The sequence below is a fragment of the Musicola keenii genome, from assembly GCF_014855505.1.
Classification (GTDB): Bacteria; Pseudomonadota; Gammaproteobacteria; order Enterobacterales; family Enterobacteriaceae; genus Musicola; species Musicola paradisiaca.
On the sequence record NZ_JAAWVW010000002.1, the window covers coordinates 194,766 to 214,379 of the forward strand.

18 protein-coding genes are annotated in these 19,614 nt (G+C 58.5%); 1 reads left to right on the forward strand and 17 read right to left on the reverse strand.

Features of this window, described 5'->3' with window-relative positions; genetic code table 11:
* Positions 1-184: 184 nt before the first annotated feature.
* The 6 genes from kdsB to tmaR form a co-directional block, all read right to left on the reverse strand.
* Positions 185-937 (reverse strand): 3-deoxy-manno-octulosonate cytidylyltransferase, encoded by a 753-nt coding sequence (gene kdsB, locus HEP82_RS03180; RefSeq protein WP_192456750.1) that lies wholly within the window; start codon positions 935-937, stop codon positions 185-187.
* Positions 934-1,116, reverse strand: coding sequence for a Trm112 family protein (locus HEP82_RS03185; protein WP_192456751.1), 183 nt, complete (start codon positions 1,114-1,116; stop codon positions 934-936). Before HEP82_RS03185 ends, kdsB begins: the two co-directional genes overlap by 4 nt.
* Positions 1,117-1,155: 39 nt before the next feature.
* Positions 1,156-2,151: a tetraacyldisaccharide 4'-kinase gene (lpxK, locus tag HEP82_RS03190; RefSeq protein ID WP_192456752.1), complete on the reverse strand. Its 996-nt coding sequence runs from the start codon at positions 2,149-2,151 to the stop codon at positions 1,156-1,158.
* On the reverse strand, positions 2,148-3,896 hold the full coding sequence (gene msbA / locus HEP82_RS03195) for a lipid A ABC transporter ATP-binding protein/permease MsbA (protein WP_192456753.1): 1,749 nt from the start codon (positions 3,894-3,896) through the stop codon (positions 2,148-2,150). The genes lpxK and msbA overlap by 4 nt, the downstream gene beginning before the upstream one ends.
* A gap of 38 nt (positions 3,897-3,934) precedes the next feature.
* Complete coding sequence (locus HEP82_RS03200; RefSeq protein WP_269150407.1) at positions 3,935-6,235, reverse strand: ComEC family protein; 2,301 nt, start codon at positions 6,233-6,235, stop codon at positions 3,935-3,937.
* Positions 6,236-6,626: 391 nt separating this feature from the next.
* Positions 6,627-6,965: a PTS system regulator TmaR gene (gene tmaR, locus HEP82_RS03205; protein ID WP_015853906.1), complete on the reverse strand. Its 339-nt coding sequence runs from the start codon at positions 6,963-6,965 to the stop codon at positions 6,627-6,629.
* Positions 6,966-7,368: 403 nt separating this feature from the next.
* Between tmaR and sbcB the strand changes: the two genes are divergently transcribed.
* Positions 7,369-8,799, forward strand: a complete 1,431-nt coding sequence (sbcB, locus tag HEP82_RS03210; RefSeq protein ID WP_192456754.1) for an exodeoxyribonuclease I — start codon at positions 7,369-7,371, stop codon at positions 8,797-8,799.
* A gap of 132 nt (positions 8,800-8,931) precedes the next feature.
* On the opposite strand, the gene HEP82_RS03215 is transcribed toward sbcB, so the two are convergent.
* The 11 genes from HEP82_RS03215 to HEP82_RS03265 all read right to left on the reverse strand — a co-directional run bounded on the left by HEP82_RS03215 (position 8,932) and on the right by HEP82_RS03265 (position 19,613).
* On the reverse strand, positions 8,932-10,293 hold the full coding sequence (locus tag HEP82_RS03215) for an APC family permease (protein ID WP_192456755.1): 1,362 nt from the start codon (positions 10,291-10,293) through the stop codon (positions 8,932-8,934).
* Positions 10,283-10,528: a hypothetical protein gene (locus HEP82_RS03220; RefSeq protein ID WP_192456756.1), complete on the reverse strand. Its 246-nt coding sequence runs from the start codon at positions 10,526-10,528 to the stop codon at positions 10,283-10,285. The genes HEP82_RS03215 and HEP82_RS03220 overlap by 11 nt, the downstream gene beginning before the upstream one ends.
* A gap of 183 nt (positions 10,529-10,711) precedes the next feature.
* A complete protein-coding gene (locus HEP82_RS03225) occupies positions 10,712-11,470 on the reverse strand; it encodes a flagellar brake protein (RefSeq protein ID WP_192456757.1) in 759 nt (252 codons plus the stop codon).
* A gap of 534 nt (positions 11,471-12,004) precedes the next feature.
* Entirely contained in the window at positions 12,005-12,892 is an 888-nt protein-coding gene (gene citG, locus HEP82_RS03230) for a triphosphoribosyl-dephospho-CoA synthase CitG (protein ID WP_407938272.1), read from the reverse strand.
* The gene (gene citX, locus HEP82_RS03235; RefSeq protein ID WP_192456759.1) at positions 12,876-13,433 is read right to left on the reverse strand and encodes a citrate lyase holo-[acyl-carrier protein] synthase; all 558 of its coding nucleotides are present in this window, start codon (positions 13,431-13,433) and stop codon (positions 12,876-12,878) included. The genes citG and citX overlap by 17 nt, the downstream gene beginning before the upstream one ends.
* Positions 13,434-13,443: 10 nt before the next feature.
* Positions 13,444-14,964 carry a citrate lyase subunit alpha gene (gene citF / locus HEP82_RS03240; protein WP_192456760.1) on the reverse strand — a complete coding sequence of 507 codons (1,521 nt, stop codon included), beginning with the start codon at positions 14,962-14,964 and terminating at the stop codon, positions 13,444-13,446.
* Between the two features lie 26 nt (positions 14,965-14,990).
* A complete protein-coding gene (gene citE / locus HEP82_RS03245; protein ID WP_192456761.1) occupies positions 14,991-15,866 on the reverse strand; it encodes a citrate (pro-3S)-lyase subunit beta in 876 nt (291 codons plus the stop codon).
* Positions 15,863-16,156: a citrate lyase acyl carrier protein gene (citD, locus tag HEP82_RS03250; protein ID WP_192456762.1), complete on the reverse strand. Its 294-nt coding sequence runs from the start codon at positions 16,154-16,156 to the stop codon at positions 15,863-15,865. The genes citE and citD overlap by 4 nt, the downstream gene beginning before the upstream one ends.
* 30 nt (positions 16,157-16,186) lie before the next feature.
* Complete coding sequence (citC, locus tag HEP82_RS03255) at positions 16,187-17,230, reverse strand: [citrate (pro-3S)-lyase] ligase (protein ID WP_192456763.1); 1,044 nt, start codon at positions 17,228-17,230, stop codon at positions 16,187-16,189.
* Between the two features lie 67 nt (positions 17,231-17,297).
* Positions 17,298-18,182, reverse strand: coding sequence for a fumarylacetoacetate hydrolase family protein (locus HEP82_RS03260; RefSeq protein WP_192456764.1), 885 nt, complete (start codon positions 18,180-18,182; stop codon positions 17,298-17,300).
* Between the two features lie 63 nt (positions 18,183-18,245).
* Complete coding sequence (locus HEP82_RS03265) at positions 18,246-19,613, reverse strand: 2-hydroxycarboxylate transporter family protein (RefSeq protein ID WP_192456765.1); 1,368 nt, start codon at positions 19,611-19,613, stop codon at positions 18,246-18,248.
* Between the last annotated feature and the right edge of the window lies 1 nt (position 19,614).

A 19,614-nucleotide genomic window follows, 5' to 3' on the forward strand; every position in this document is an offset into this window, starting at 1 on the left:
GTAATAATTTATGCCTCAAAAGTTACGCTGAACCACACTGCATCAGCCTTCTACAGGCACCGTCGATAACGCCCCGCACGCCGCGTAGGTAGGGCCTGCGTGCCAGCGTCTCATCACGCCATAAAAAACGGGCGATTCTTACAGCAATCGCCCGTTATCGACAGGATATAAAGGTCGTGATGGATTAACGCTGCGTCATCGCCGCCCTGACACGCGCCAGATCTTCCGGGGTATCCACACCGACGCTCGGCACCTCCTGCGCGACCGCCACATGGATTTTCTCGCCATACCAGAGCACGCGCAGTTGCTCCAGCATCTCGATTTTCTCCAGTTGGCTCGGCGCCCAACCAACATAGCGGCGGATAAAGCCGGCGCGATAAGCATAGATGCCGATATGGCGCAGAAAATGATCGCCGATCGTATCGCGATTGACCGCAAAGCGGTCGCGCTCCCAGGGAATGGTCGCCCGGGAAAAATAGAGCGCATACCCTTCAGCGTCCGTCACCACTTTTACTGCATTCGGGTTGAACGCTTCTTCACTGGTGGTAATCGGCACCGCCAGCGTCGCCATCCCGGCACGACTGGCGGCCAGGTTTTCCGCTACCTGACGCACAATCGACGGCGGGATCATCGGCTCATCGCCCTGTACGTTCACGATGATTTCTTCGTCGGCGAAGGCGTAATGCTCAATTACTTCAGCCAGTCGCTCCGTACCAGAGGCGTGATCCGGGCTGGTCAGACACACTTCGCCGCCGACCTGCGCAATTGCCTGCGCCACATCGGGATGATCGGTCGCCACAATTACGCGGCTGGCACCGGATTCGCGCGCACGCTCCATGACGTGCACGACCATCGGTTTGCCATTGATATCCGCCAGCGGCTTGCCGGGCAGACGGGTCGAGGCAAACCGGGCGGGGATTATCGCAGTAAACGTCATTGTGCAATCTCGTCAGGAGCCAGGGAGCGCGCTTCGGTCTCCAGCAGAACAGGGATCCCGTCCCGCAACGGATACGCCAGCCTATCCACTTTGCAGATCAGTTCCTGCTTTTCTTTGTTAAAAATCAGTCGCCCGGTACAGACCGGACAAGCCACAATCTCAAGCAAACGGTGATCCATGCTTCCTCCATCACGAAGCTATTGTCAAAAAACGTCCGGTTAGTGTTGGCGCTGCTGCGCGATGAGCCCGGACAGTTTATCCAGCAGCGCTTGCGATGACACCGACGGCAGAACGGCGTCAACCGGCACATACCACCAATTCTCGTGCGCAAAAGCGCGGCATTTCACTGCGTCTTTTTCCGTCATTATCAGCGGTTGTCGTTCATCCGGCGTAAGCGCCGCCAGTTGTTCAGGACGCCAGTGTTGGTGATCGGCGAAAGCCACGCTGCGCGTAAGCCGCGCCCCTAACCTCTCCAGCGTGGCGAAAAAACGGGGCGGATGACCAATGCCCGCCATGGCCACCATCGGCGGTAAGGACGACACCGGCCGACGTTCCCCACTCAGCAGATTAACCGCCTCGCTTGCTTCCAGGCGCATGGCAATCTCTCCGTCACGCGCTTCACCGCCGTTGACGATCACTGAGTCCACCGACGCCAGCCGGGAAGCGCGTTCGCGCATTGGCCCAGCGGGCAGCCACCAGCCATTACCAAACCGGCGGACGCCATCCACCACCACCAGTTCGACATCTCTGGCCAGCGCATAGTGTTGCAACCCATCGTCAGTGACGATCAGATCCAGCGGATACGCCGCCAGCAGCGCCGCTACCGCATCACGGCGCCGTGGCGCCACCGCTACCGGCGCGCCAGTACGCTGAAAAATCAGCACAGGTTCGTCACCAGCCTGCGCCGTCGTGGCCTCCGGCGTCACCAGAAACGGATAATGGGGCGCATGACCGCCATACCCGCGCGACACCACGCCCACGCGATAACCGCGCTGCTGCAAATGCTCTACCAACCAAACCACCAGCGGTGTTTTACCGTTTCCACCCGCCGTCAGATTGCCGACCACCACCACCGGCACCGGGGCCCGCCATGCTCGGCGCCAGCCAAGGCGATAGCTCATACGGATCAATGAACTCGCCAATCCGTACAACAACGACAGCGGCCATAACAGCCAGAACAGCGGGGAGCGCCCCGACCAGATACGTTCAATCATTCGCCAAACTGCATCCTGTGCAACTGGGCATAGGCCCCATTGCGCGCCAGCAATTCCTCATGCCCGCCACGTTCGATAATCTGGCCGTCTTCGACCACCAGAATTTCGTCGGCGTTCTCAATCGTCGACAGACGGTGCGCAATCACCAGCGCGGTACGATCTTTTTGCAACTCGTCCAACGCTGCCTGAATGGCGCGTTCGGATTCGGTATCCAGCGCCGACGTCGCTTCATCCAGCACCAGAATCGGGCAATCACGCAACAACGCGCGAGCAATGGCGATGCGCTGGCGTTGGCCACCGGAAAGCAATATGCCATTCTCGCCGATTACCGTATCCAGCCCATGTTCTAGCCGATCGATAAAGTCCATGGCATGCGCCATCTTCGCCGCCCGTTCGATATCTTCGCGGCTGTAACGATCACCACAGGCGTAAGCGATGTTGTTGGCGATGGTATCGTTGAACAGGTGTACATTCTGTGACACCAACGCCACCTGATTACGCAGCGACGACAAGGTGTACTCCCGCAAATCCTGTCCATCCAGCAAAACCTCGCCGGACTGGATATCGTAGAACCGGGTTATCAGACTGGCGATAGTCGATTTGCCGGAGCCGGAACGCCCCACCAGCGCCACGGTTTTGCCCGGCGGAATGCGCAGACTGACGTTTTTGAGCGCCAGCGTTTCCTTGCCAGGGTAGGCAAAATTGACGTTACGAAACTCCACATCGCCCTGGGCACGGCCCAGCACGCGCGTTCCGCTGTCTTTTTCCTGCTCGGTATCCAGAATGGCGAACAGCGTCTGACACGCCGCCATCCCGCGCTGGAACTGAGAGTTGACGTTAGTCAGCGACTTCAGTGGACGCATCAGGGTGAACATGGAGGAAAATACCACCGTGATCGTCCCCGGCGTCAACGCCTTCATCACGCTATCAAAGCTGGCGGCATACAGTACAAACGCCAGCGCCAGCGAAGCGATAAACTGTACCACCGGATCGGAAATCGCCGAGGCCGACACCATTTTCATGCCCTGCTGACGCATGCGGTTGCTGACTTGGTTGAAGCGTTCCTCTTCCACTTTCTGACCGCCGAAAATCAACACTTCTTTATGCCCTTTCAGCATTTGCTCGGCGCTGGTGGTCACTTGTCCCATGGTGTTCTGCATATTTTTACTGATGTTGCGAAAACGTTTGGACACCACACGCATGCTGTAGGAAACGAACGGCGCAATCACGATCAAAATCAACGACAATTGCCAGCTGTACCAAAACATGAGCACGAACAGCCCGATAATTGACGCGCCTTCCCTGACTACCGTCACCAGCGCATTCGACGATGAAGACGCCACTTGCTCGGAATCGTAGGTAATCCGCGACAACAGCGTTCCGGTTGACTGTTGATCAAAAAATGAAACCGGCATTCCCATGATGTGGCTGAACAGGCGGCGGCGCATGTTCATGACCACTTTGCCGGATACCCAGGCGACGCAGTAGCTGGAGATATAACTGGATATGCCGCGCATAATCATCAGTCCGATGATAGCCAGCGGCATCCAGACCATCACGCTGCGATCCGCCTTGCCAAATCCATCATCCAACAATGGCTTAAGCAGCGACAGCATCAGCGTATCGCCTGCGGCGTTCACCACCAGCGCCACAGCGGCCACAATCAATCCCGCTTTGAAGGGGGAGATCATCGGCCATAGGCGGCGAAACGTCTGCCATGTGGAGAGATCTTTGTCATTAATCATGCAATAAAACCTGAGACCTTGATAAACAGCCGCCTATATTACTCATTATCCGGTTGTGCGCCAAACCACCGATGATACCAGCGAGGAGCGATTTCCCCCCTGTAACGCAATATTTGTATGCCATCGCTGAAAAAACGCACACTCACCTGCCCACTGCCGGCAGTGTCGTACCAGCGGATACCCTGTTCCCGGTAACGCCGGACAACCGGCGAGGACGGTAAACGCCACGGGTTATAGCGGGCATTGGATGAAAGGGCTGCCGTCGCCCCCACCGCCCGCAGAAACGGCGCCGACGACGATGTCGAACTGCCGTGATGCGGCACTTGAATGACGTCCGACGCCAGTTTCAGCCGCTGGGTTTTCAGCAACGCCACCTCGTCCTCCCGTTCCAGGTCGCCCGTCAGCAACAGGCTGAAACGCCCATCCGTCACTCGGATCACGCACGAATCGTGATTGCCCGCCTCCACGGCGACCGCCACCGGCCATAACACCTCAAACCGCAGCCCCTGCCAGTGCCACGATGCGCCCTGGACGCAGGGGCGATAATCGGCAGATGCCTGCGGGCCATACACCGGCAGCAAGGGAAACTGTCTGCGCAGTACAGGCAACCCGCCGCTGTGATCCTGATGATTATGGCTGATGATCGTCTGTTCCAGCCGTAATCCGCGCCAACGCAGATAGGGCAAAATATCCCGCGTCATACTGTCTCCGCCCTCCCAACGCGCACCGGTGTCATACAGCACCGCATTGCCCTGGCGTTCGATCACAACCGCCAGACCATGCCCCACATCCAGCATATCCACACGCCACTGGGGTGAAGGCGTTCGAGGCCTGAACGCCAGCCACAGCACCAATGCCAGTAACCCCGCCGTCTGGCTGCGCCACCAGCCCAGCCGCCAACTGATCACCGCCAGCCAACCGAGCGCACTGAATGGCAACAGAGATGCCGGCGCAGACAGCCACCCGTCCGGCAGCACCTGCAATAACGCAAATACCAGCGCCAGCGAACGATCCGCCAACCACCAGAGCGCATGCGCCAGCGGAGAAAAGACCATCAACAGCAGCGTCACCAGCACCAGCGGCGTGGTGATGAGCGACACCAAGGGTACCGCCCAAAGGTTGGCGGGCAGCGATGAAAGGCTTATGCCCTGGAACAACAGCACCTGCAACGGCACCAGCAGCAATGTGATACCTATCTGCAAGTGCAATGCCCGTACCCACCAACCATACACACCGCGCCAGCGCCCTGCCGACAACGGCGCCCATTGGTACCAGAAAATCAGCGCAGCGACGGCCAGCGCCGATAACCAGAAGCTGTCCGATAGCACACTCAAGGGTTCCGCCAGCATGATCAGTCCGATACACCATAGCCATACTTGCCAGGCCGATACCGAGATCCCACGCAGGCGCACAACCGCCCATACCGATAACGCCAGCGCGGCTCTGATGGCGGGAGGATTGCCGCCCGCCAGCCAGACATACGCCCAGGCCACCAGCACACCACAGCACATCGGCAACCGCCCATCCACCCACGACAAAGGCAACACCAGTTGCAACCCCCGGATCGCGCCCCAGCCGAGCATTGCCGCCAGCGCGATATGCAGCCCGGATATCGCCATCAGATGCAATGTGCCGGTTTTCTGTAACAGTTCTCGCGTTGCATCATCGACTGACGCCATATCGCCCATCGCCAGTGCGATCAGAATGGCGCGCCACGGCAGCGAAGCCGTTTGCTGTTCCATGCGACGCACCCACTGCTGGCGCCAACCGCACGCCGAGTCCACCGCCTCTGCGGCGAGAATACGCCCGGTCAGCGGTTGCAGCCGCGATACTGCCCAGCGTTGCCGATCAAACCCGCCTTCATTGAGACGGCTATGTACCGGACGTAACTGCAACCGCATCCGCCAACGCTGCCCACCACACCAGGACGCCAGTGCGGGTGATGCTTCCAGTCGGGCATACAACGGGGGAAACACCGGCTTACCGTCAATCATCCACAACCGCGCCAGCAATTGCCGTGCATCGGATTCGGCAAAACGCTCGCTACTGATCCCCACTTCGGCGCTGACGATGCCGCGGGTAAATCGCTCGGTCTGCGCCAGTATGAGCGACGCATTGCTACACCCCCAGACAAACCCGAAAACCGCCAGAGCTACCCCATAACACCGGGTACGCACGCCGTAGCACGCAAAAATGCCCATCACCAGCAACAGACTCTTGGCGGGCAGCGCGGGCAGTACCAGCAGCGGCAGGATCCCGAGCGTCAGGCTGATGGCGGCCATATTCAATGAAATCCGAATGATCAGCTCCTGTCCTGCCGCACCGATATGCCGGTGCAATTTATCCTATCCACCGTCTGGCGGCCCCGTATCACACCGCGAAGTGTGACAGCCCAGGCTACCGAGCGATAGCCGCCGCGCTGTGTTTTGGAAAGGGTATCGCAGGCAATTTTCGCCGTTGCACGGATATACATTGACGTTGCGCGAGCGCTTCCGTCATTCACTTTTGCCGCTGGAGTCATAGGGCCAACATCATTAGATTGGAGACCGACACCATTGATCTATCAGGGAGTAACAACCGGATGAGACACTGTTTTATCGCGCTGAAACACCGGGCCGCCCTAATCTGGACGATCGGAAAACCGGGGGGTATGCCGACAATGAAACAGGGCCGCGAGTGGGCCCTGTCGGTAGGTTTTTTACTGATGGCGCTTCATTGCACCGGCCGGTATTACTGTGCATCCACCGGCGGTTTGATCTCACCCATTTCCTTGAGTTTACGCGACAACTCGCGGCGCTCTTTTGAGAGATCGGCGTTTTTGATGATGTACTCATCGACGCGATCCTCATAGTCGCTGCGCATGTTGGCGATAATGCTCTGGATATCATCAATGGACATGCCCGGCTTGATGTACTCGCTCAGGTTATCCAGCAGCAGCACACGCTTTTGGTTGTCGCGAATCTTCTTCTCGTTATCGACAATCTCACGCTGCAGCTTGTTTTTGCGACGAAACATACGCACGAATTCCAGCACATCCTGGAAGCATGGTTTGTTGTTACCCTTATCCATTTCGCTACCCTTACTTAACGATAAAAATTCATGATGGCCCTGACCCTAACCATACAGGTTAGCCGCTATCGACGACAAGGGCGATTTTCTGGTTTTGATAGGTAGTGACTGAATGATAAATCAATATATTGCATTGTTTTATATTAAATTTATTCTGTTTTTTCGTTTATGTCTCCACGAGCTGAAACAATTCAGTTTTTTTGCGCCCGCCGAATCACGCTCCGTATCGCCGACGGCGCGATCTACAGCGACGGGTTACACCCCGGAATGGTATGATCCCCGCAGTTTTTATGTTTATGCCATGCATCACCCGGCTCGCGATTAACGGACGGCGTCAGGTGAGCGGCCTCGACCGAACAAGCCCGGTGGGAGCGCCACCCGGCTTGCAACACAGAGAGACAACGTGCGCAATTCACAAACCGAATCCACCTTTTTCATTCACGATTACGAGACGTTCGGCAAGCACCCGGCCAAAGATCGGCCCGCTCAGTTTGCCGGTATTCGCACCGACCAGGATTTCAACGTCATCGGCGAACCGGTGGTGATCTACTGTCAGCCCACCGACGATTATCTGCCAGACCCCGAAGCCGTGATGATTACCGGCATTACACCGCAACTGGCGAGCAGCAAAGGGATCGGCGAGGTCGACTTCGCCCGTCAAATTCATGACGCATTCAGCACGCCCGGCACCTGCATCATGGGTTACAACAATATTCGCTTCGACGACGAAGTCAGCCGCAATCTGTTTTATCGCAATTTCATCGACCCTTACGCCTACAGCTGGCAAAGCGGTAATTCACGCTGGGATTTGCTGGATGCGCTGCGCGCTTGCTACGCGCTGCGGCCGGAAGGCATCGTGTGGCCGGAAAATGAGGAAGGGTTCCCCAGCTTCCGGCTGGAGCACCTGACGCGCGCCAACGACATCGAACACGAACACGCCCACGACGCCATGTCGGACGTTTATGCCACCATCGCTATGGCGCGCCTGTTCAAACAGGTGCAACCCCGGCTGTTTGATTATCTGTACCAGCTACGCAACAAGAACAAGGTCAGCGCGCTGATCGACATCGCGGAAATGAAACCACTGGTGCACGTATCCGGTATGTTCGGCGCCGCGCGCGGCAATACCAGTTGGATTGTGCCGTTGGCTTGGCATCCAGAAAACCGTAATGCCGTCATCGTCTGTGATCTGGCGGGCGATATCGACCCGTTGCTGAGCCTGAGCGCCGATGCGCTGAGAACCCGCTTGTATACTCGCCGCGATCTGCTGGGCGAAAACGAATCGCCGGTGCCGATCAAACTGGTGCATATCAACAAATGCCCGGTGCTGGCCCCCGCCGCCACGCTACGACCTGAAGATGCGGAACGGCTGGGCGTCGATCGTCAGCGCTGCCTTGATAACCTGAAATTGCTGCGTCAACACCCGCTGGTCAGAGAAAAAGTGGTGGCGTTGTTTGCCGACGCCCCCGCGTTCGAGCCCGCCGCCGATGTGGACTTGCAGTTATACGATGGGTTCTTCGGCGATGCCGATCGGGCGGCGATGACCATCATTCGCGAAACGGCGCCCCAGCACCTGCCCGCGCTGAAGCTGCAATTCGCCGATCGCCGGATGGAAGAGCTGCTGTTTCGCTATCGGGCGCGCAATTTCCCCGGCACGCTGGACGATCAGGAACAACAGCGCTGGCTGCGGCATCGTCGCGAGATCTTTACGCCGGAACGGCTGCAATCCTATTCGGATACGCTGGAAAGCCTGTATCAGATCCATGCCGATGACGAGAAAAAAATTGCATTGCTTAAGGCGCTGTTCACTTACGCCCAACAACTGGTGGCCTGACATCGGCCACCGTCGTCTTGCCCCACCGAAGATGTGGGTCATAGCGCAGTTCTCAGGAAATACGGCCTCGCCGCAAACAGGGATTTGACCATCGCAGGCTCCGTGCAGGAGCCTGTCAGATCAGAGGATGGATTAAACCGGGTCTTCGTTGTACTGAGGGACTGGCTGGCGGAACACGCGAGTCACCAGCATCAGGTACAGCAGGCCGGCTGCGCCCCAAGTCAACCCCAGTGTCATGGAGGTCTTCTCCAGATTGAGCCACAACGCGCCGACACTCAATGCCCCCATCACCGGCAACACCAGGTAATTGACGATGTCCCGCAACGTTTTATTGCGTTTCTCGCGAATGTAGAACTGGGAAATCACCGACAAATTGACGAAGGTGAAAGCGACCAGCGCGCCAAAGTTGATCAGCGCTGTCGCCGTTACCAGCTCAAACGATATCGCCGACAAAGCAATCACGCCCACCAGCAGCACGTTCAACGCCGGCGTCCGCCATTTCTCATGGATGTAACCGAAGAAGCGCTCAGGGAACACGCCGTCGCGGCCCATCACGTACATTAACCGCGAAACACCCGCATGCGCCGCCATGCCGGAAGCCAGCACCGTCACACAGGAGAAAATCAGGATGCCGAACTGGAAGGTTTTGCCCGCGACATACAGCATGATCTCCGGCTGCGATGCATCCGGGTTTTGGAAGCGGGAAATATCCGGAAAGTAAAGCTGTAGGAAATAGGAGACCGCGATAAAGATCAGGCCGCCAATCAGCGCCGTCAGAAAAATCGCTTTCGGGATCACCCGCCCGGCGTCCTTGGTTTCCTCGGACAACGAACTGATGCCGTCAAAGCCGAGGAAGGAGAAACACAGGATGGTCGCACCGGTGATCATCGGCACAACATGCGCGTTCTCAGACCAAAACGGACGGCTGCTGGCCAGCGTCCCGGCGCCTTCGCCGTGGGAAACGCCGTAGACCACCATACCGGTAATAGCGATCATCACCGCCACCTGCAACACCACTATCAGGCTGTTGAAGTTGGCCACGGTTTTGATGCCGCGCAGATTGGAAAGCGTCATGAACGCCACCAGCATCACGACGAAGATCCATGAAGGAACATCCGGCACCAGCGCTTCAAAATAGATTTTCGCCAATAGGATGTTGATCATCGGCATAAACAGATAATCGAGCAGTGATGACCAGCCCACCATAAAGCCGATCGCCGGGTTGATGGCTTTCTGGGCGTAGGTATAGGCGGAACCGGCCGACGGGAAGCGGCGCACCAGCTTGCCGTAGCTCAGCGCGGTAAACAGGATCCCGATCAGGGCGAACGCATACGCGGTGGCGACATGGCCATCGGTCAGGCCGGAGACAATGCCGAAAGTATCGAAAATGGTCATCGGTTGCAGATAGGCCAACCCCATCATGACCACCGGCCATAACGTCAGGGTTTTACGCAATTGCGTACGATGGGCGACGGTGGCAGATTCATGCGACATCGTGCGCGCCTCCAGCGACAGCGGTGGCAGCCGCACTTAACATCATGAAGGAAACATCACGACCGGGTACGAAACACCGCTGCCCGGCCAGGCTGAAAAACGGACGATAATTACCGCCACAACAGGGATGCGCGGGCGCGCCGGCCGATGCCTTCATCGCCAGAACAGCGCCCTGATTGCTGCCAGCGCAGCGCAAACCGGCGGGGACCGGACTCAATACAACAGATTTCCCCATTTTTCTCTTTCCTCTTGCCGCCTTAATCGCGTGCGTATCTTATGGATATCCGTCCGGAGCATGCCCCGGCCTCTTTTTCATGTTCATGCCATAAAACAAAAAAATAACCGACGCGGTATCACAGCGTCGGTTATTTACAGGGCGCGTATTGTGCCCCAGCAGCTTGCTGGAGACAACCCTTAATCAGCCATCGCGCAGGCGTTTGCGGCGTTCGTTCTGTTCCAGTTCCAGCCCGGTGATCACCTGTTGCAGGTCACGCTCCTGCGTGGCATTCAACTCCGGAAAACGAAAGCTCAGACGTTGGATCTGTTTCACCTCGCCCTTGCTGTCCACTACTTTGGTCACGGCATGATTCACAAATATCATGTCTATCCAGAATTGCCCGTAACTGGCCAGATCCAGTTCCACGTTTTTCAGCGTATCGCCCGGTTTGAGAAACTCATCAATATTCTGACGCTCGGTATGCAGGCAGACACCGCCCAGCGACAAATCCTTCAGGCTAAATTCAAACGTTGAGTGATCCGGCAGACTGCCGCGACAAATCATGGGCGGCCAGGCAGGAGAATTGATGCGGAAATAATTGCGACGCTGGATGTAATAGAGCACGTCTGGAAGCGCAGCACAAAATGCCGGCAACCCTTCATAATTAACGGTTTTTAGGATGGCGGTACGGAACTCAACCTTGGCGCCGGCGGGCTCCGCCACAAACTCCAAATCACCCGCGAAAATAGCGCGGCTGTTTTCAGACTCCAGACCACCAAGATCGAACAGGAACATATCTTCATCAGGCTCTACGTCTAATATTTTACTGATGAACTGTCCACGCGCATGCCGTACTCCCACTGCGATCCCTTGTTTTGCCAGCTCTCGCAGCGCTCCGCATATTGCCATTTTATTCCTTCTGGCAAATTGCTCTTTCAGATTTTCATCCACTACATCCATCCCCACCGTAAGTTGAATGCCGATACAGCGCCCCATCCCGTCGGGGCGCAGATTTATGGCTGGGTATCGGCACCGACAGCCGCAACTTTAGGCCGGCAGCGCCCGGTTGTCCAATTGCGCACCAGCACCGAACGACGGTCGGCAGATCGCGGAGCCCCGCGCAAGGATCGGAGTCTCTCCGGCGAACAGACCCTCTCGTGGTAAGGGCTATCGATGGCGATACGCAACACAGGGTTGCTCAGACGTTCACGCCCGTCTGAACAGTCTGAAATCAAGGAGGTCATGAACCCTCTCCTTCTCGCATCCATGCCCTCCCTCCTAACCCGAGCATACGGATTATGAAGAATCGGCCCGGGCCTGACCCATGAATAGAGAAAATTCCCGGTTCACGCGGCACGCGCCAACACCGGGAATCAAACGATAAGTAACCTTGATCTACTGGGATAGGCACCAAGAGGATAACCCCTTAGTGTGAATAATAGACGAGCTTCTCTACGCCGGACAGCATAATCTGTTGCGCCATCGGGCATCTGGTCAATGCGCAGGATAGTGCGCCAACAGCCAGGTCATCGCCAACAGGTCGGCGCTGCCGCCTGGGCTCAAATTGCGGGCAATCAACGCCCGATCCATCGCGTCCAGACCGGCACGGTTCACACCCTGCGCCAGGAGTTGCCGCGCATAGCCTTGCACGAAGCGCAACCCCGCCATTCCACCGCGTGAAACCACGTTGGTATCCGGGTTATGCGCCATCAGCACTACCAGCGCCTGCCACAGCGCCGCCTCTTCCGCCTCGCCGCGACATAACGCCGCCCGGTATGCCGGCAGCGCGTGCTCCCGCACCGTCGCAAACCCGCTCGCCGCCTCGCCTCGCGCCCCGGTCAAGCCATGACGTCGGAACAAACGTTCTCCGGCCGTCGCCGCCGTCCCCCGTGACGTCGCCAGTTCTCGCGCCACCAAATCGGCGGTCATGGCTGCCGCGCCGGCGCACAACGCCTGCTGAGTCAGCCGTTCGCCCCGCGCGCTAAGCCAGCCTGCGACACTGCATACCAGACCGAAGGCAAAGATCCCGCCCTTGTGGGTATTCACCCCGCCCGTTGCCGCCAGCATCGCCTGCTCCGCCGCCAGCCCCACCGGTCGCACCGCGGCCAGTAATCGTGTCAGCGGCAGCGCATGGTGCGCCGCCCCTGCCGCCGTAAAGCGGCTGAACCACGGCGTCAACGCCGCAATACTGGCTTCAAACGTCGAAAAATCCATGTCCCGGTGCGAACCGCTGTTCGCCCGATCCACCAGCCCCGGCTTTGGCGTCAGGTTCACTTCCACCTGCAGTGCTGCCACGACTCGGTCGTGAATAGCCACCCCGCTACACGTTGCATTGATTAACGCGGTTGCCCCAACATACGGCCCGTTATTCGGTGTCGACATTGCCATGCAGCAGCTCCTCGATGCGGGCGATCACGTCCGGCAGCGGGTGTCGACGTGAACGCGCACAAGCGTGCGCCGGCTCGCCGCACAGCACACAGGTGCGCTTCGGGTAGGCCAGCATTCCACGGCTGACACTCCCTTCGCGCGGGCAGAACACGTCGAAATCCCACACCCGCCCCAGCGGATGTTGTTCTTCCAACGCCGTCGTCGCCGCCTTCACTGTCAGCGCATCCTTATCCACGACCCAGAACCCTTCAGCGCCCGTCGCCAGCCAGTGCAGCTGCTGTTCGCGCACTGTCCAGCCTCGGGCCATCACCAGCGCCGTGAACGCCGCCACTGCCGCCCGCATGCCACGGCGATACAGCGCCGAATCCTTCACCGGGCCCGGCGTCACCAGCGTCAATGACACCAGCGTCATACCGTAACGGGTCAGCAGCGCTTGCTGTCGTACCGCCCGGCGCTCCTTCGCCGCCAACAGCGCTTCCAGGCTGATGCCCGCCGTATTGTCTACGGGGGCCTCGGTCAGGGTCGTGTCGCTCATGATGTCAGCCTCAGTCTTTCACCTGACGCACCACGTCGATCACACTGCCATCACGGTAGCGGATCACGCCCACGATACGGTCGTGGAACTCGATGGCTTTCGGTTCGCCCACCAGCGCAATTGCCCGCTGGTACAGCTCTTCGACGGACATCACACTCAGGCCGGCTTGTTGCAACCGCTCGGCCACATCAGGACGCGCCGGATTCACCGCGATACCGTGATCCGTCACCAGAACGTCGATGGCGCTACCCGGCGTAACACAGGTCGTCACCTGACGAACCACCGTCGGGATGCGGCTGCGGATCAGCGGTGCCACCACGATGGTCAGGTTAGCGGCCGTCGCCACGTCGCAGTGGCCGCCGGAGGCGCCGCGCATCACCCCGTCGGAGCCGGTGATAACGTTAACGTTAAAGTCGGTGTCGATTTCCAGCGCACTCAGGATCACCACATCCAACTGGTCACAGCAGGCCGCTTTCGCGCTCGGGTTGGCATAGACGTTGGTGGAGATTTCCACATGCTTCGGATTGGTCGCCAGCGAGGCGGCCGCGTTGGCGTCAAAGCATTGCGTATCCAGCAATGTGTCAATCAGCCCTTTTTCGTGCAGGTCGACGATGCTGCCGGTGATGCCGCCCAGCGCAAAACTCGCCACCACGCCCTGCTGCTTCATGCGGTCCTCCAGGAAGCGCGTACAGGCGGTCGATGCCGCACCGGACCCGGTCTGGATGGAGAAGCCGTTTTTGAAATAGCCGGAGTGTTCAATCACGTCTGCGGCGCGGCGGGCAATCAGCAGTTCACGCGGGTTGCTGGTGACGCGCGCGGCGCCGACGCTGATTTTCGCCGGGTCGCCCACTTCGTCCACCGGTACCACGAAATCGACCTGATCCTGCACGATGCTGGCCGGCATGTTCGGGAACGGCACCAGGCTTTCCGTCAACAGTACGACTTTTTTCGCGTAGTGCGCATCCACCATCGCGTAGCCCAGCGAGCCGCAGCGGGATTTGCCGGATGTCCCGTTAGCATTGCCGAATTCGTCGCTGCTCGGCACCCCGAGGAACGCCACGTCAATCTTCAGTTCGCCGCTCTGCAACAGGTGCACCCGGCCGCCGTGGGAATGAATATGTACCGGCTCTTTCATCAACCCGTGGGAGATGGCGTCAGCCAGCTTGCCGCGCATGCCGGACGTGTAGATGCGACGGATCACGCCATTGCGAATGTGTTCCACCAGCGGCGCGTTGCAGGTCATCAGCGAACTGGAGGCCAGCGTCAAATCCTTGAACCCCAGACGGGCCAGCGTCTCCACCACGTGGTTGATGACCTTGTCCCCTTCACGGAAAGCATGGTGGAAAGAGATAGTCATGCCGTCTTTCAGGCCGCTCTTGCGGATCGCCTCTTCCAGATCGGCACACAGTTTACGCTGGTGCTTGGCGGCGATGTCATTCAGCCACGGCGTGGCCTGGTTGGCCCCGGCGAACGGTTGCAGGTGGCGCTGTTCCGGAAACTGCTGTTGCAGTGCTTCAATCATGTTGCTCATTATTCCAATCCTGTCAGTCCCGTCCGTTACTTGCGTACACCGGATGCGCTTGCGCGATCCAGCACCCGGCGGGCATGGTCGATAATCGGCCCGTCAATCATCTTGCCGTTGAGCGAGATCACGCCCAGACCAGCACGCTCGCCCTCTTCTGCCGCCTGGATCACCAGGTGGGCATAGTCCACCTCATCCTGGGTCGGCGCGTAGGCGTTGTGCAGCAGTTCAATCTGACGCGGATTGATCAACGATTTACCGTTAAAGCCCAGCCGGCGGATCAGATCGACTTCCTTCAGGAAGCCTTCTTCATCGTTGACGTTGGAATACACCACGTCGAAGGCGTCGATCCCGGCGGCGCGGGCGGCATGCAGCACGGCGCACCGCGCATAGAACAGCTCGGTGCCGTCGCCGCGCTCGGTCTGCATATCCATCACATAGTCAAACGCCGCCAGCGCGATGCCGATCATACGCTCGGACGAGCGGGCGATAGACACGGCGTTGATGACGCCCACGGCGGATTCGATCGCCGCCATAATGCGGGTGGACCCCACTTCCCGGCCACAGGCTTTTTCAATACGCACCAGGTGATGTTCCAGTTCATCCACGTCGTCGGTGGAGTCGGTCTTCGGCAGACGTACCACGTCCACCCCGCCGCGCACCGCCGCTTCCAGGTCTTTCAGACCGAACGGGGTACTGAGCTGGTTGATGCGCACCACTTTCTCGATATCCTTGTACATCGGGTGCTGCAACGCATGGAAAACCAGCAGGCGAGCGGTATCTTTTTCACGCAGGGAAACCGCGTCTTCCAAGTCGAACATGATGGAGTCCGGCTTGTAAATGAAGGCGTTGGACAGCATGGCGGCATTGGCCCCCGGCATAAACAGCATGCTGCGGCGCAATTTTTTCATGACAGTTTCTCCCATTCGATAACGTCGGTATCCGCAGCACGCAGTACCGCGCTCTGTACCCGGGCGCGGATGACACAATCCAGCGCGCCCTTGTCGTCCACAATGACGGTACCCTCGGTCACGCCCAGCGCGGCCAGCGTCTCGTTGACGACCTGCTTAATCTGTTCGCCAAACTGTTTGATGACTTCGCTGTTGATAACAACGGTCAATTCGCCGGCCGCCGGTGCCACCTTCACCAGCAGATCGCTGGATTCGAAGGTGCCTGCGAGGGCCTCCTTGATGATTTTCATGGTGTTTTCCTGACTGATACAGTGAATGTGTTACGCGCAGGCCAATTCGCCATAACGCTGTAAATGCACAAAAGTCGTCGCCGGCACCAGCGCGCGTATCGCGTCGAACTGGCGCAGCTTCAGCAGCCGGCGCACTTCGGAGGCCGATATGGCCTGCCCGGCCTGCGCCCGCGTGCGTTCAATCTCAATAACCTGCAAGGCCGGTGCGTCCACCCTGTCCGCGCGCTCCAGCCAGTCGTGCATGTCCTGGTTGTAGCGATGCGTCACCGGGCAGAACGGCTCGGTGCCGACAAAGCGCCGTGTGATGTTCAGCGCCGGCGCGATATATTGGCGGAAAATAATCAGATCCAGCGCCGCATGGGCCTGGGTGATCAGTTTTTCTTCTTTCAGGAAGTAGCCGGGGAAGGTCGCTTTGGAAATCATGTATTCCGAGCCGGCATGCACCGTCAGGTTCGGAATATGCGCCACGCCCTGACGCACCATCTCCAGCCGTTCGCTGAACGGAAAGAACGAAACGTCTTCGCGCACGACAAAGAGGTGCAGCCAGTCGCAGGCCGCCGCCGCCTGTTCGGCCAGATAACGGTGCCCCAGCGTGAACGGGTTGGCGTTCATCACAATCGCGCCGATGTTATCACCCGGCATGACTTGCGCCGCCAGCGACTGACAATACTGCCGGATGCCGATGGGGGTGTTTTCCATCAACACGGCGTGGTGGTCATAGCAAGCCAGCGGATAGAACCCGCAGCCCCGGAACAGCGCAATGTTGTCCGGCCGGGTGTAGAGGAACAGGTGGAATTGCCCGCGTTCCGCCGCGTACTGCACCACTTCGCTCACCACCCGCACGCCAAGATTCAGTTCCCGGTAAGCCGGGTCGACCGCGACGCACTTGATGGTGTTGCCGCACAGTCCGGCGCAAGCCACCAGCCGCCCCTGATGCCGCCCGACGACGAACATGTCGATGTCCCGATCCATACCAAGATGGCAATGGGCCAGAAACCCGCTTACCTCTTCCCGCGCCGCATGGGCGCCCGGATTATTCAGTAGGGAAAATTCAACATTCTCATCGACATACATAACGGTTTTCCTGCTTCTGGTCTTGCGCTTTTCGGTACGGCCGCCGGTATCCCGACGGCCGACCCGGTCAGTGGCCGACGGCGATCGGCGTTGCCGGTACGGCTTTCGCCGGCTGCGGCGCTTCACCGATAGTGTTGCGCAGATGCCCCACTTTCTCGATTTCCACTTCGATGCTATCACCGGGGTGCATAAACAGCGGCGGCGTGCGTTTTTTGCCGACGCCGCCCGGCGACCCGGTAATGATGACATCGCCCGCGCTCAGTGCGGTGAAGGTGCTGATGTACTCAATCAGCTCCGCCACCTTGTGGATCATGCTGGCGGTGTTGTCGTCCTGCACCATACGCCCGTTGAGGTAGGTGCGGATGGCCAACTGATGCGGATCCGGAATTTCGTCGCGGGTGGTCAGGTACGGCCCGAACGCGCCGGTTTTCTGCCAGTTTTTGCCGGCGGTGAACCAGCTGTGCTGCCAGTCGCGCGCCGAACCGTCCATGTAGCAACTGTAACCCGCGACATGGGACAGGGCGTGGTCGCGGTGAATGCCCTGACCGGCCTTGCCGATAACCACCGCCAGTTCGCCTTCATAGTCGAACTCGCTGGAATAGTGCGGTTTGAGCACTTGCGTGTTATGACCGGTCTGCGAATCGGCGAAACGGACAAACAGCGTCGGCGCCGGGTTCTGCTCGTCGAACTCCTTGCGTTTGTCGGCGTAGTTCATGCCCACGCACAGGATTTTGGACGGCGACACGATGACCGGCAGGAAGGTTACATCCGCCACCGCGATATCCGGGGTCTGATGCTGAAATTCTTCCGCCAGGCTGAGGGCCTCGCCGGCCAGCAGCGCTTTGAGATCCGGGTAACGTTCGCCGAGGCGGCTGCCCAGGTCGATAAGACCGGCCTGGGTGTAGATCCCGTAGCTGTTTTTGCCGTTATGGCGGTAGCTTGCAAGTTTCATAATTCTTTACCTAGTTGAATAACTCTGCGTTGCTCGTGCAGTTTTATTGCGTTAACACAGCCGTCACATCAGGAACTTGCCAAGAACCAGCAAGGCCACAGAGACGTTGATTGCCCCACCGATACGGGTAGCAATCTGAGCAAACGGCATCAGCACCATACGGTTTCCGGCGGTGAGGATAGCCACGTCGCCGGTACCGCCCTGCCCGCTCTGGCAGCAGGAGATGATGGCGACATCAATCGGGTGCATGCCAATTTTCTTACCGACGAAGAAGCCGGTGGTGACTAATGCGGTCACGGTGGTGACGATAACCAGCAGATTAGTGATGGTGAATGCGTGCACCAATTCCTGCCACGGCGTGATAGCCACACCGACGGCAAACAGAATCGGGTAGGTCACGGATGTCTGGAAGAATTTGTAAACCACCTGAGAACCTTCCAGCAGTCGCGGAGACGCGCCGTGCACCAGCTTGACGAAAACCGCTGCGAACAGCATGCCGACCGGCGCAGGCAAACCAATGGTTTTCTGACCGACCATACCCACCATGTACAGCAGGATGGCCAGCAGGGCGCCTGCGGCCAGGTTAGCCGGGTCCATCTTGCCGCTCATGGCGCTAGTCAGAGAACCGGTAGCCTGCTCTTGGCCGTTCGCTTTGTTCGGCATCAGCTCACCTTCACCGGTCAGGTGCGGATAACGTTTACCCAACTGGTTCAGCAAACCGGCGATGACGATAGCCGTCAGACTGCCCAGCATGACGATCGGCAGGATACGGCCCAGTGCCACACCTTGATCCATATGCATCAATGCAGCGTAACCGATGGACAACGGGATGGCGCCTTCGCCCACACCACCGGCCATGATCGGCAACACCAAGAAGAAGAACACCTGGAACGGATCCATACCCAGCGAAATACCTACGCCCATACCGACCAACATGCCGACCACTTCACCGCACAGCATCGGGAAGAAGATCCGCAGAAAGCCCTGAATCAGCGTCTGCCGGTTCATGCTCATGATACTGCCGACGATGATGCAGCAGATGTACAGATACAGAATGTTGGTGGATTTATAGAACTTGGTGGTGGATTCAACCACCACCTGTGGCAGCAGGCCGTAGTACACCAGCGCGGACGGAATGAACGTGGCGCAAATCGCCGCCGCCCCCATCTTGCCGACGAGCGGCAGACGCTTACCGAATTCACCGCAGGCAAAACCAAAGAACGCCAGCGTCGCCACCATCACGACGATATCGCTGGGCAATTTCCCGCCTAGACAATCCAGACCGATCAACAAACCGGCCAGCAAAAATAACGGCACTGGAATAACGCCAACTTTGTAGTTATCCAGAATATGCCACCATTTCTCTTTTAACGAAGCCTTCCCAGAGGCCTCATCTTTCACAACGATATAAGCATCATCTGTGGTACTCATA